This window comes from Microbulbifer maximicatervae (SeqCode), assembly GCF_052468095.1.
Map to the genome: position 1 here is coordinate 4,230,789 of NZ_CP174332.1, position 13,521 is coordinate 4,244,309.

At 46.7% G+C, this 13,521-nt stretch carries 11 protein-coding genes; 6 read left to right on the top strand and 5 right to left on the bottom strand.

Annotated features, from left to right (window positions below; genetic code table 11):
* The first annotated feature begins 18 nt into the window (after positions 1–18).
* Positions 19–726: a TetR/AcrR family transcriptional regulator gene (locus tag ACJJIL_RS18690; protein ID WP_282934272.1), complete on the top strand. Its 708-nt coding sequence runs from the start codon at positions 19–21 to the stop codon at positions 724–726.
* Between the two features lie 101 nt (positions 727–827).
* Here ACJJIL_RS18690 and ACJJIL_RS18695 read toward each other — a convergent pair whose 3' ends face one another.
* Together ACJJIL_RS18695 and ACJJIL_RS18700 are read right to left on the bottom strand one after the other, a co-directional pair.
* A complete protein-coding gene (locus ACJJIL_RS18695; RefSeq protein WP_445360484.1) occupies positions 828–1,988 on the bottom strand; it encodes an SO2930 family diheme c-type cytochrome in 1,161 nt (386 codons plus the stop codon).
* A complete protein-coding gene (locus ACJJIL_RS18700) occupies positions 1,978–3,273 on the bottom strand; it encodes a parallel beta-helix domain-containing protein (protein ID WP_445360485.1) in 1,296 nt (431 codons plus the stop codon). The genes ACJJIL_RS18695 and ACJJIL_RS18700 overlap by 11 nt, the downstream gene beginning before the upstream one ends.
* A 219-nt stretch (positions 3,274–3,492) precedes the next feature.
* Between ACJJIL_RS18700 and ACJJIL_RS18705 the strand changes: the two genes are divergently transcribed.
* Entirely contained in the window at positions 3,493–4,005 is a 513-nt protein-coding gene (locus ACJJIL_RS18705; RefSeq protein WP_445360486.1) for a hypothetical protein, read from the top strand.
* 2 nt (positions 4,006–4,007) lie between these two features.
* On the opposite strand, the gene ACJJIL_RS18710 is transcribed toward ACJJIL_RS18705, so the two are convergent.
* The 3 genes from ACJJIL_RS18710 to ACJJIL_RS18720 form a co-directional block, all read right to left on the bottom strand.
* Positions 4,008–4,943, bottom strand: coding sequence for an alpha/beta hydrolase (locus ACJJIL_RS18710; protein WP_413664380.1), 936 nt, complete (start codon positions 4,941–4,943; stop codon positions 4,008–4,010).
* A gap of 168 nt (positions 4,944–5,111) precedes the next feature.
* Positions 5,112–5,714, bottom strand: coding sequence for a Yip1 family protein (locus tag ACJJIL_RS18715; RefSeq protein ID WP_413664379.1), 603 nt, complete (start codon positions 5,712–5,714; stop codon positions 5,112–5,114).
* A 342-nt stretch (positions 5,715–6,056) separates the two neighbouring features.
* Complete coding sequence (locus ACJJIL_RS18720) at positions 6,057–7,121, bottom strand: branched-chain amino acid aminotransferase (protein ID WP_413664378.1); 1,065 nt, start codon at positions 7,119–7,121, stop codon at positions 6,057–6,059.
* 618 nt (positions 7,122–7,739) lie between these two features.
* On the opposite strand from ACJJIL_RS18720, the gene ACJJIL_RS18725 reads away from it, so the two are divergent.
* The 4 genes from ACJJIL_RS18725 to ACJJIL_RS18740 all read left to right on the top strand — a co-directional run bounded on the left by ACJJIL_RS18725 (position 7,740) and on the right by ACJJIL_RS18740 (position 13,262).
* On the top strand, positions 7,740–9,038 hold the full coding sequence (locus ACJJIL_RS18725) for a hypothetical protein (protein ID WP_445360487.1): 1,299 nt from the start codon (positions 7,740–7,742) through the stop codon (positions 9,036–9,038).
* Positions 9,039–9,196: 158 nt separating this feature from the next.
* A complete protein-coding gene (locus ACJJIL_RS18730) occupies positions 9,197–10,366 on the top strand; it encodes a hypothetical protein (RefSeq protein WP_445360488.1) in 1,170 nt (389 codons plus the stop codon).
* A 17-nt stretch (positions 10,367–10,383) separates the two neighbouring features.
* Entirely contained in the window at positions 10,384–11,604 is a 1,221-nt protein-coding gene (locus tag ACJJIL_RS18735) for a hypothetical protein (RefSeq protein WP_445360489.1), read from the top strand.
* Positions 11,605–11,705: 101 nt separating this feature from the next.
* A complete protein-coding gene (locus ACJJIL_RS18740; protein WP_445360490.1) occupies positions 11,706–13,262 on the top strand; it encodes an ABC transporter permease in 1,557 nt (518 codons plus the stop codon).
* The last annotated feature ends 259 nt before the right edge of the window (positions 13,263–13,521 follow it).

Genomic DNA, 13,521 nt, shown 5'->3' on the forward strand with positions numbered 1-13,521 from the left:
TAAGACAGGGATAATGCTATGACTGTAGACACTGGAAAGTCTGAATTGGTCTACCACGGCCGCCGGGCCCAACGCGCAGATAGCCGTCTGCGGCGCAAGGCGATTCTAGAGGCCACCCTGAGACTGATCGTTAAAGAAGGTATCCGCGGCATCAGGCACCGTGCAGTCGCCCGCGAAGCTAACGTTCCTCTCGCGGCTACTACTTATTATTTCAAAGACCTGAATGACCTGATCAGCGATTCATTTACTTATTTTGTTGAGCAGGGACTCGAGGCTACACGCCAACTGCATGAAGAGAGTTTTAGTGCGGCACGTAATTTATCCGCACAGGAGCGGGCGTCACATAGCAGTCGTAAACTGCTGATTCAACAATTGACCCGTTTTATTCTTACTCATGTCCGCACCCAGGCTGAAGACCGGGATCGCAGATTGGTTGAGCTGGCATTCCGCAATGAAGCGCTTCGCAATGAGCAGCTGACCCGCGCGGTGCGGATGGCCAATCATGCCAGAGAGTCAATGATCAAGGAATTCTTCCAATTACTGGGTCTGGCGGATTCTGAAGCGGCTGCACAAATTGCTCACGGTACGATCCTGAACCTTGAGTATGAAATTTTGAGTGGTGCTATTGCTATCGACTCACCGCTGTTGGAACGCACCGTCACCTTGATGATCAACGGATTAATTCCAGCGGCAACAGTTGTTGCTGAAACTGCAGCATACGGCTGAATCTTTCTGAATTACTCGTCTCCAGGAAACGGGTATGGAGTTGTCCCCTCCATACCCAACTCCTCTTCATATAGCTCTTTCCAGATAGCTTCCAATAAAGATTAAGTGCAGCTTCCCGGTAGGGAGCTTACCCACTGCTTTAGTAATTCAACGCCCTCTGTATGTACCATGCTTCTACCTAATTCAGGCATCATGGCCCCAGGCGCGGTAGACTCTACACGAAAATTCAAAATAGAATTTTCAGGCTCTCCCGGTACTATTGCGAATAAATGCCCTCCACTGCCTGTACCCGCAGCAATAGGCGGTTTACATAGCCCAAGTTTGCGCCAATCAGTTTCGCTATGATGCAACATAAGCCCTGAGGTATCTGCCGGCCCAGTGGGATTGTGACAGTGGCCACAATTGATATCCAAATATGCCCTGGCGCGATCTTCCAGCGACACAGTCGCATCGTAAATATTGGCATTTCTCGGCAAACTTTTCAGATCAGGCAGTCCACGTAAATAGCCGGCCTTTTGCCAAAACAGCAATTGATTTTCTACTCCACTACGGTAGGGAAAGTCTTTATTCAGATGTCGAGCCTTAGGGCCGAGAGGAGAAATGGCTTTTTCAGTAAACTTTTCTGCATGACAACCAGCACATTGATTGGCGTCAGGTACTACATAACTAAGGTTTTCCTGCTGTCCGTTCAGGCTAACCAACTGAAAAATTTTCACATCTCCAGCAATCTCAAGAGTTGCCTCAGTCTGCTCTTTATTCCAGACATAGGGCAGCGCCTGCCAATTTTCCTGCCTGCGGATTAAAAGCCGTGTCTCAACGAGACGGACACGATTTAAATCAAGTGCCAGCCCAAAGCGCCCCTCAACATAATCCGCAGAGAAGTCATCGGTACGACGAACTACACCACTACTCTCCTGTGGATAGTAAAATGTCTTGCTTAAGATAGTTCCGACAGGGTAATTAAACTGTTCTTCTCCGTAGGTTGCAAAAGCCCCCTCAGGCAGCCAGACGGTCCTGAACTTATGAGCATAATCGGTAAATAACCCCGTATTCAAATTATAGGGTAATGCTCTTTCTGCAGGAAAGAGCACACCTTTCTCCATCCTCAATAAATTCCATGCACTGAGTTTTTCGGGCACCTCTTCTGCTGGGAATAAATGAACATCCTTTTTGTATGATTCACACCCCGCAAGGCCAATCAATAATATAAGGCTCCAAATAGAGTAGATAAGCTTCCTACTTATTTGATTATTATTCTTCATTAGTTACCTCTATCACTGCCAAATGGTCTTCATTTTCCAGCTTTGAATCAAAGTCTAAAACTACTTTGGCAAGCTTTTCCAAATGACACTGATGAGGTGCTATATCCGTGGATATATTCTTATACTCATTTCCAAAATCTATATTGAGAATTCCTGCAGGTTCGTTATCAATACATAACTTTAATGCCTCAGGTATTTGACCATCCACCAGTTTACTTTGATCAACAACCCCATCCCAAAGAATATCCGGCAATGTACCTGATATTCCAAACATAGCTAACTTCAGAGCTTTTAACTTAAGATGATCTGGCGATGTACCACCGCCAGAAAAGTTATTGGCATAGATATAAATCCCCTCTGGGTATGGGTCAAAATCAGCTTGCGTAGACTTATCACTATAGTATCCAGCCGTAAAATAGCTGCTGATCAATATGTTAGCAGTATCATTATCAGAAATATCATTTTCAAAAATCTCCACCCGATCATTCGAGTTAATAACCACCCCAGACCCCGCTGGCACGGCAGCAACCGGCGTGCCCTCATGACCAAAATTTCCAGTATTATTATTCTTTATCTGGTTATTGTAGATACGTGTACTGTGCCCTGGCTGCGGAAGATTAGGCATATTAAAAACAAGAATTCCCCCAGTGTTATTCACAGCAATATTGTTGTAAACATCTGCACCGATCGTATTCTCGACCTCAATACCCGCCACATTAAATTCTGCGCGGCTATTGCGAACAATAACATTCCGCGACTGACCGACATAAATCCCTGCATCTGAAGCGCCAATAGCTACCACACCATCGATTAAAGTATTTTCAGTCTGTACAGGATAAATACCATAGGCACCATTTTGGGTAGACGGACCATTGGTCCATTCAACACGAACATCCCTGATGATAATGTTTTTGCCCTCATTAATTTTCAGGGCATCGCCTATGGTATCCTCAATAGCCAACCCCTCAATAGTAAAGTTACTGGCATTAACTAATATCCCCTCAGCACCCTGAATTTGCCCCTCAAAGGAGAGGACAGATTTATCCATGCCAGCTCCACGTAGCGTTACCCCATCAATATTCAGGGATAAACTACGATTGATATGGAATTTACCCTCAGGAATAGTAATAACATCACCAGTCTTTGCGGATATCAGTTTTTTTAGTAGTTGCTTTTGAAAATCAACCTTACTGGAACTGTCCTCAACTCTGGATTCAGGCCGTTCAGAACATCCAACGGGTACTATTAAAGCCAGAATTACTCCCATATTCGCTAAAGTCTTCATAGCCACACCTTTTATATAAATTATTGTCAATTGAGCTACTCAAACCTCAAACTGGTACTACTGTACCAATTTAAAGGTGAAAACAGGACTAAATACACACTTTGATACTATCCAACCAACACCTCGTTATCAAGGCGCTATTATTAATACGGAAGACAACCCTAGAAATTCATTTAAGCGCCATACTCCCAAAAACAAACACCACTTATTGAAATCAAGATGGCCAGTACTTCAATCAAAAAATATCAGTTTTTGTGTTTTCTTATTTACATATTCTGCTCACTTGACGCTGCTGCCGAAATGATAGCGATACAGATCTCTGCTCCTAATGGATCAAACCTCTACACAGAACAACCTATCGATAAAAGTGCAGATATCAAAGGAAGCGAGCCTATCTATATCAAAATATCATCAACTCAATATCAAGCAATAAAGTGCAAAGGCCCGTGGGGCGCTACAAAGTACAAAAAATGGATGACGGAGGGGCCTGGTTTCAAGCTCTACCAAAGTGATAAGCAGCTGCTCATTCAGGTTGTTGAACACCGGGTAATTAGCGCTGACATGTCCATTAACTCCATGAGCATACATTGCATGGACGCAGAACCTAAACAAGTTATTAAATCAATAGCGGAGATAGTTATCGAAAGATCAATAAATTCAGAAGAAATACTAGAGTTTGATAATGGGTATAAATTATCTTACCAGTACTCAATTACAAAAGGAAAGCCGTAAGTTTAGTCATTCAGGAAACTATTCATGCCAGCATAAACTTTTGCGCACTCCCCTTTCACCAAGTCTTCAAGAATCAAAAATGGATGAATCATATCGGAAAAGTGAACATTTTCAGATCTAACACCCACCTCTTCCACTTTCCGGTAGTAAATATCCCCAGTATCCCGGTGCGGGCAAAACTCTACGGTAAAAACCAAGGTTTCAGGAAGAGCTGCCGTAAAATCCATAAAAAGAGGGGATGCTTTTTTTCTACACTGCCCCTCAGCAAAATATTGCCCCAAGTACCAAATTGATTTTCGTGCCTCTAAAAAATAGCCTACCGCATTCTCTTCATGGGACCGTAAATGCATGGTGTAATCGAGAACCGGATAAATTAAAACCTGCTTTTTAATCTTAACGCTGTAGTCAAATTGAGCCAGGTGAGACATTGTGGCGGCCAGAGCGCCACCTGCAGAATCCCCAGCGACAGACAAACTCTGTTGATAATATAGGCCCAATCTATCCAGTGCCGCCCAAACCCCAATAACTGCAGCATAGCAATCTGTTACTGCGCTCGGATAGCGATTCTCAGGGGCCAACCGGTACTCAGGCGCAACAACAATATGTCGAGTCTCCCGGGCAATCTTTCTGCAAATCGGGTCAAATGAATAAACGTTTCCAGCTACATGACCACCGCCATGAAAATAGACAAGAACAGGTAGAACCTCATCGGGATAGGGGACAAAGACTCTTACTGGTACATCGTATCCAGAGGCATAGATAATGCCATCTCGTACCGAGGCAACATCTGGAATATCGGTCACATACTTATCTATAAACTTTGTGGTCGATTCCCGAACATTGATGGGGTTGAACTCAAAGCCCTTCGAGTAGAGCTCTTTCATAGAGCTGTTGAATTCTTCAAGAAACCCCGAAAGGCGGTCATTTACTTTACGCATTGTCGTTACAGCCAGGATAGAAGAGACTTCGCCGTACCCGTGAATATGAGCCATTCACCGGGTACGACGTCGATAGCTTGTATCCCCACCACAACAACAGCCCTAAATCTCCTGGCGAAAATGCCTGAAACGACATTTCATCTAGTGATAGCTAGGAGCCCAAACTACTCAAGAGGAGTAAAAGACCGGTGCGGATACATAGCTCCAGAATAGAACTGTAGCAACCATAACAATGACTGCCATGACGAGTGACACCGTAATAATTGCACTGGCAAAAAGGAAGCCACGCTCTTCAGAAACACCCATCACTATAGGAATTCCCAAATAAAGCAGATAGACGGCGTAAGCAACCGCCAGAGTTGCGAGCAGTATGTCCAGCCACAACACAGGGTAAATCCCTGCAATACCCACAATAAAAATAGGCGTGGCAGTGAAACCCGCTACAACAACGCCTTTAAGGGGGTGAGTTTCAGCTCCGTAAGTCTTTGCCATCCAATGGATAAAATAACCAATAGCAGTAACAGCCAAAACCATTGTGCAATAAAATACGGCGACCAATTCCAAAGCACTTTGTCCCGTAATTCTCACCGGGGCACCAGTGCCAATCGTCCAGCCAACTTGTGTCGTGCCAAAATACCAAGCAGCTGCAGGAAGTAATGCCAGAACGATGACATAAGGAACCTGTCTACGCAGATTACGTTCAGAGAGACTGCCAATAAGCTGCCACTGTCTACGTGGTTGCAGCATAAGGCCAAGCATATGGGTCAACATCTCGTTATCCTCGACTGTGCAAGGAACTATAAGCGAGACCTATTAGCTCAAATTGATCTTGGAACTGCTTGTCAAAATGAGGTGTACCGCAATCAGGCCACTCTCAAGCTCCAATTTATTTCTTATTTAACCCCTTCACTTTTAGGTGTTAAGGTCGCACAAGTCAACAAACTCAATTAAATTGGCGGGAATGTTTACGCGAGCGTTTCGCTTGGAAACAAGTAAATAGAAAATACTGCTACAAAAAAACCCGCGAAGGATAAAGCAGGATTTACGGTGGGGAAAAGCGGGTTACTAGACCCAGGCAGCCTTGGAAACTGCCCGGGTACGAAGATTTAGTACTTAAACTACAGGCTCAACAGAGTGCATCCACCCGTAAGCATCCTCAGAACGCCCCTCCTGAATATCCAGCAGTGCTTGTCGCAAACGCTCTGCAACAGGACCTGGGGCATCGGCTAGTTCGTACTCCCTATCGCCATCACCGATTACGCTGATAGGACTGATTATTGCAGCAGTACCACAAGCAAAAGCTTCGCTACAGTCTCCAGAAGCTACCTGCTCTAACAGTTCATCAATGGGGATCGCCCGCTCAACAACCTTGTACCCCAATCCCTCCGCAAGCTGGATCAGAGAATATCGGGTAATGCCTTCGAGAATTGAGCCGTTCAACGCTGGGGTATATATAGCGCCATCAATGACCGCAAAAAAATTCATCCCTGACAGCTCATCGATACTCTGCCGGTTAGAGGGGCTCAACCAAAGCGACTGATCATAACCTCGCTCTTTAAGGCGGCCGATACTAAGTAGAGAACTGGCATAATTTCCGCCAACTTTAGCATCCCCAGTTCCCCCTACTGCAGCTCGAGCATCTTCTCTCTCAACCCACAAACGCATATTGCCGGAATGGTAGGCTTCCGAGGGACTAGCTATTACATAAAATTCATAGGCATTACTGGCTGAAACCGTTAGGTCCGGCTGGGTTCCCATTAGGAAAGGACGCAGGTACAGGGACTCACCGCTGTTGCTCGGGAGCAGGCCAGCGCAGTAAGCAGTCACAACACGAACGCCATCCAGGAACAGGGACTCAGGAACCGGAGGCATACATAAGCGCTTCGCTGAATATGCCATTCGTGCAGCATTCATTTCGGGCCGGAACAGTGCAGCTCCCCCCTCGGAAGTTCGATAGGCCTTCATTCCTTCAAAGCATGACTGCGCGTAGTGAAGTACCTTAGCAGCAGGGTCGACGGTCAGAGGCGCATAGGGGATCAACTCTCCACTACTCCAGCAACCATCCTGCCAAATGGCGCGAAACATTACTGGGGCCATGGCGGTTCCAAAGCCCAGCTTCTCGGGTGCTTCATAGCCCCGAAGGCTTACCGCGATCTCTGGATCGATATAGATACTCACTGAGCTCTCCTCTGAATTCGAATCAGCTGATTATGGCGCTTGTTACGCTGCAATCCAAATAGATCAACCTCTGATACAGCAACAGCAGTAATCTAACCCCAAATTCAGCATACTTGTTAGGACGATGATCCACCTATTTAGCTTCCGCCATCCTGATGTGGCACCAGCGCCAACCAAGCCACTCGCTACACTTCGCTGCCAAGTCGCGATATCGGACGTAATCAACAAATTTTTGGCATCTACTTACAGTCCCTCACCCCTAATTTGCACTCCCAACTGCTAAACCAAAAGGGTGGTCACAGGCATGCTGGCGCAATGGGCATTAAGTGGCTGAAGTACCCGCCGCAGCTTCCTTCTTGGCACATAGTGCTAGCTATACTGACTAATACGCGGCCAGGCAGGCATTTATAAGCATCCAGTCGCGCCGTCACTGTGAGCTTGAGGATACCCCCTCAATGCGCTCAGGGTCGAGAGAACCACATTCAGGAGAGAACTTCCGCCGTATTCGCTGTTGCAGTGGGCGAGCGGAAATAAGACCCGAAAACTGACAGGTGCAGGTTCCAACCTCAGCTGTTTGGTATTCGGTGAAGCCAAATATGAAACGGAAGTGGTTCAATCGTGACACAGATAGATACCAGCAATTCCTTTGCTATCGGCTTGATGTTTACAGCCACAGCACTGCTGTGTAATGGCGCCCTGGCCGACGATGGCGCACCTGTGGCAGTCCAAACTAATGCACCTCCAAAAGCCTTTATTGAAGCCGCCTCGAAACCACTCAAGAAAACACCTCGACAGCTAAGGCCCTCCGAGGCTGTAGAAAATTACCGTGAACGTATAGAGGAGCTCGAAGCCCAATATGGTGCTTATGGCGCCGGTATTGATGAACAGCTTTTGGGGCTGGCCACCGCATTACAGAAAGCTGGCGATCATGAGCAGGCTGTCACTGAATTTCGTCGTGCAATGCTGATTAGCAGAGTCAATGAGGGGCTCTATTCCCTAAGCCAAATCCCTATGATCAAGCGCTTGATCGAGAGTCAAATAGCGCTCAATCAGTGGGAAGAAGCTAACGACAACCAGCAGTACCTCTACTGGCTCTACCAGAAAAATTACGGCGAAAAAGACCCCCGTATGCTGCCAGTAATCAACAACTTGAGTCGTTGGCATTTACAGGCTTATGTGGAGGAAAAAGGGGACACGCTATTTGAGCATCTAATTAGTGCAACCAATCTTTACAGTTTGGCGGTAGATATTATTACAAAAAACTTTGGCTCCACCGACCTTCGCCTTGTTGATGCCCTGCGCGGATTAAAAGCAACTAACTATTATCTGGCCACCTATAAGGGTGAACCCAACTCTCCAGTTTTTGTTAACGCCAGCTTTGGTGGTAGTGGCCCCGACTCACATCAGCGAACCAAATTAGATCACTACCGGATGAAGAGTTTTAACACCGGGAAAAAAGCCATTACCCGTATCGTTGATGTCTACCAAAGAAATCCCAAGTCCCCCCCGGCAGCCTCAGCCAAAGCCAAAGTTGAACTCGGCGACTGGTACATGATGTTTAACAAGTGGCACTCCGCACGCCAAACCTACGGCGAGGCCTACAAGGCACTTTGGGATAACGGTGCCTCTAACGATGAAATTAAGGACATATTTGGACGGCCTGTGGCTTTACCCGCGCTCCCCGTTTTGGAGTCGGACAGCAAAGCCCTAGCCAATTCCCGGATTACGGTCTCCTATGATGTCACGGCTTTTGGCAAGGCGAGGAATATAAAAATACTCAGGGCTTACCCTTCAGATAAAGTGAAGATCCGCTCAAAAGTTAGAAACATTCTAAAACGCGCCAAATTCAGACCAAGGTTTGAAGATGGAGAGGCGGTGGAAACCCGCGGAATTGTGCAACGCTTTATATTCGACTGAGAAACCTATCACCACTGACACCAGCTCGATGTGGAATCTACGCAAATAATCAAATAACAACTATTTTTAAAGTTCCACATTGAGCATTTGCTAGTACCGGAAAAACACTTCATGTGTCTCACGCGGTCACACCGGCAAACAGTCTAGGAGAGAAAGAGATGACACCTCGAGCAGCGGTAGAAAAAATTCACCGCCACAGCTGTTTGTCAAATGTACTGGTACCAATTGCTTTGGCGGCGATCTTAACCGGTGGGTGCAAGAGCCAACAAACTCAGTCACAGCCACCAGCAATGCCATCTCTACCATCCTCCAGTTCATCTTCCAGTTCTGCATCGCAATCACAATCGCAATCTAGTAGCAGCAGTAGTTCGCAAAGATCTGGCCAATCAACGGCTTCGAGCAGTGGGCAGCCTAGTAGCAGCTCTTCCAGCCAGCCCAGTGCGAATATGCCTACAGCAAGATCAGAACAGAGCCAGTCCTCCAGTAGTGGAAGTAGCGGATCAGAGTCGAGGGATCAAAGTTCACCTGGGGATCAAATGCCGGACCCCAACGGTTCAAATGATCCATCGTCACCAATTTATACGGATCCCGAACAAACCAGCCAAAATGGAGAGAAACCCACTGATCCATCGTCTGGTGAAGATGGAACGCCTCCCGAAGAAATTGATTTTTCTGAGGAGGAGCAATCATCCTCGTCTTCCAGCGCATCCTCTAGTAGTTCAGCTTCTAGTAGCAGCTCATCCAGTAGTAGTTCATCGGCCAGCGGCGCACCTGCCAGCAGTTCAGCTTCAGGGCAACCCGGCGGTGGTTCGCCACGTTCCGGCAGTGCTCCCAATGAAGCTCCCACTTCATCAGCAGATCGCGTTGCAGAACTTGAGGGCCAGTTTGAATCCACTATGGTCAGCTATGATGGCATGATTTTGCGAGAGCGCGACTTTGTAAGAAACAGACCGGGATCAGCCTCCGAAGAAAATAAAGAAGAAGCGATGGATGAGGCACCACCAGCAGGGGAATCCCTAGAAGACTTAATCCAATCTGCAGAAGCCGAAATTCCACCTCCCCCCAATGCAGGCCCAACATCAGGTAACGGCCCCCAAAATAATAACTCCAGTGGACAAATAACCGGTCCCGGACTGCCCGCCTCTGGACGTAAAGGTGATTTTAATCACGGTGGTTCACAGGCAGTTGTGCCCGCCGATATACCCAGTGGTACAGATGATGACGTCGTAGCTCGACAGATTCGTGAAGCTGCCACACGCGAGACTGACCCCGAATTGCGCGAAAAGCTTTGGGAAGAATATCGCAAGTATAAAAGTGCAACGCAGTAGTCTTGGAGAACGCCGATATGTCGACCAACCAAAAAACCCGACCGGTTAAGTTTCAGTTCATAGCAAGAGTCGCAGCATTTTTTCTAACTCTTGTTGTTATCAATGGTTGTACCACTACCGAAGTCAGAACTACCGCATTTACTCCGCTAACAATCGAAGATAACAATGTTCCCGAAGAGAGACTGCTGGATGTCGGCGTTATTCAATTCAATCCAGGTCTCGATACAGCACAAGCAGATGAAGATGAGCTTGTTTTTCCCGAGCTTCGTCAAGCTGAATCCCGCTATATGGCTGTCACCCTTGCCGATTCATTGCAGTCCAGCCTGGGGTGGGGAGCTGTAAGGGTTATTCCATCGAGCCGCACCAATATTGATGTGACCGTATCCGGACGTATTTTGCAATCTGATGGAGAAAAGCTGACGGTAGAAATCACCGTATCCGATTCCCGGGGGCAGTTGTGGTTTACCAAGCAGTATTCAGAGAACGCATCCCACTATGCCTACGACCGAAAGCACCCTACTGAAGGAGATGCTTTTCAGGGAATCTATAACCGTATTGCTAACGACATGCTGAATTACCGACAAAAGCTTTCAAATCAGCAAATCGTAGAGCTGCGCACAATTTCTGAGATGCGGTTTGCACGGGATTTTTCTCCCCAGGCATTCAATCGCTATTTAACTCAAAGTGCTGAGGGTGTCTACTTTTTAAGTGCTTTACCCGCAGAGAATGACCCCATGTTACAGAGGGTAAGAAAAATACGGGAAAGAGATTATCTGTTTGTCGACACTCTGCAGGAGTACTACGGCACCTTCGCCAAAAGTATGGAAGTTCCCTATCAGGAATGGAGAGCCCGCAGCTATGAAGAAGTAAGGGAAATGCGAGAGTTAAAGCGCAAAGCTCGCAATCACACAATTATGGGAGCAGCAGCCATTATTGGAGGTATCGCAGCTGCTGGCGCTGGCACTGGAAGCGCCCAGGCAGCTGGGCAGGTTGGTATCGGTGCCGGGGGCTATCTTGTTAAAAGTGCATTTGACCGAAAATCCGATGCCAAGATGCATTTGGAAGCTCTGCAAGAATTAGGAGACTCCATCGAGGCAGAGGTAGAACCGCAAATTGTTGAGCTGGAAGATCGCACTATTACCCTCACAGGTACTGTAGAAAATCAGTATCGGCAATGGCGGGAAATTCTAAAGGAAATCTATGAAGCCGAAACTGGCGCAGTCAGTAACAGCATTTAAATCACGTTAGAGGTACCCAAAAGCACGCTAATCATTGTGATTAGTTATTACTGAATACCCAACATCTTCACTGGGTCATTGAATAACACGGCGGAATCACTATGCAGCACCGCGATAACTCCAAGGAAGATACAGTTCATATAGAGCCCGCAGAATTCACATTCGGCGGAGAGGAAAGCTCTAAATCCCCTAAGTCAACGACTGCCAACGCTATTCATCAACGGGAGCAAAGGTCCTACTGGCCCGCCGTTCTTGGGGTGATAATGGTAAGCGCACTGGTCGGTGTATTTTGGGGGCTTCCTCAAGTTGTAAAACCACCAAAGCGTTCAGCCGATACAATTGTCTCCGTACAGCCTGGAAACAGCGCACCTGTGGAGAGCAACCAAAAATCTCCTTATAGCGATGCAGAAATAATGCAGCAGCGCAGGGAGGTTCAAAAGGTTCTCCAGGAAATTCTTGAAATCAAAGAAGAGCTCAAAGATCGAAAGGTAGAAGTATGGGCTTTTGAAGAATTCTACTCTGCTGAAGACTTGGCTCTAAAAGCTGATGAAATTTATCGCAAACGCAATTTTATGGCAGCGCTCGAAAAATACCGGGAATCACTCCAGGCATTAGAGTACCTGAAAGATAGTATTCCCGAGCGCATTGAGACGCATATTAGTGAAGGTAATCGAGCTCTGAGTCAGGGGGATAAGGATTCCGCCAGCAATGCTTTCAAGATGGTATTAACCATATCCAATAACCATCCCAGAGGCCTTAAGGGTATTGAGCGGGCCGACAAACTCCCCCTCGCTTGGTGGCACTTAACTCAAGGAACAAAGGCATTTAAACAGGCCAAATTGGATTTGGCTCAGGAACAGCTCAAGAAATCTCTCGCGATCGACTCAGAAACAGCCGATGCTCAGGATCTATTGGCAAAGGTTGAGGGTGCAATTACAGAAAGGGATTATCAAAGCGCGATGTCATCTGGCTACGGTGCAATTGCCGAAGAAAAATTTGAATCGGCAAAATCCTATTTTCATCGAGCAAAGAACTTAAAGCCAACAGCAAAAGCCCCCGATATCGGCTTAGCACAAGCACAAAATGAAGCTGACAGAGTGCAGATAGAAAAACTCCTCCAACAAGCCCGCATGGAAGAAACCAAGGAAGAATGGCACAGAGCCCTAAAAAGTTATACAGATCTGGTCAAGAAGGACTCTAGCCTGGTGGACGCAATAACAGGCAAGGCTAGAGCTGCTGCCAGAGCAAAACTGGATGACCAGTTAAAAGACTTAATTCAAGATCCATTAACCCTTGGCGAAGGTAAAAGGAACTATTTTGCCCGACAAGTACTAACAGACGCTCGCAAACTCAATACTAAAACTCCAAGGCTGCAAAGACAAATTGAAGACCTTGAAAATGCCCTGACACAAGCCCTGATCCCCTTACCGGTTAAATTCAAGTCGGATCGAACCACCAGTGTCACCATTTACCATGTAGGGAAATTAGGTAATTTTGACCAGAGAGAAATCGCACTGAAACCTGGGCGCTACATCGCCATTGGTACCAGAGAAGGTTACCGAGACGTTCGCCAAGAGTTTGTTGTAAAACCAGGTAAGCCCACAACGGAAGTTGTTATCCAATGTGCCGAAAGGATAAACGGTGCCAATAATAGTTAAATGAGAGAACCCAGACAGCAGCATAAACTCTAAAAATAAGATTTTCCGTAATGAGCTGCGATGACAACAGACACCTCGTTGAGCTGAGCGAAACGAGGTGTTCTGTGACAAACACCCTATAAATCCCCATGCAGATTACGCCAGCAAGCTAAGCTTTCTGCAGATAGAAAATTGTGTACCCACCTTTGGTCAGGCTGACTGAGCATAAAGCGATGCGTGCCAAACCAATGCCATTGCGAAAAATCTATAAGTACCAGCA

Excerpts from the sequence above, each read along its gene's own strand:
- ACJJIL_RS18710 (WP_413664380.1), bottom strand. The coding sequence starts at position 4,943 with ATGCGTAAAGTAAATGACCGCCTTTCGGGGTTTCTTGAAGAATTCAAC.
- ACJJIL_RS18705 (WP_445360486.1), top strand. The coding sequence starts at position 3,493 with ATGGCCAGTACTTCAATCAAAAAATATCAGTTTTTGTGTTTTCTTATT.
- ACJJIL_RS18730 (WP_445360488.1), top strand. The coding sequence starts at position 9,197 with ATGACACCTCGAGCAGCGGTAGAAAAAATTCACCGCCACAGCTGTTTG.
- ACJJIL_RS18695 (WP_445360484.1), bottom strand. The coding sequence starts at position 1,988 with ATGAAGAATAATAATCAAATAAGTAGGAAGCTTATCTACTCTATTTGG.
- ACJJIL_RS18735 (WP_445360489.1), top strand. The coding sequence starts at position 10,384 with ATGTCGACCAACCAAAAAACCCGACCGGTTAAGTTTCAGTTCATAGCA.
- ACJJIL_RS18740 (WP_445360490.1), top strand. The coding sequence starts at position 11,706 with ATGCAGCACCGCGATAACTCCAAGGAAGATACAGTTCATATAGAGCCC.
- ACJJIL_RS18715 (WP_413664379.1), bottom strand. The coding sequence starts at position 5,714 with ATGTTGACCCATATGCTTGGCCTTATGCTGCAACCACGTAGACAGTGG.
- ACJJIL_RS18700 (WP_445360485.1), bottom strand. The coding sequence starts at position 3,273 with ATGAAGACTTTAGCGAATATGGGAGTAATTCTGGCTTTAATAGTACCC.
- ACJJIL_RS18690 (WP_282934272.1), top strand. The coding sequence starts at position 19 with ATGACTGTAGACACTGGAAAGTCTGAATTGGTCTACCACGGCCGCCGG.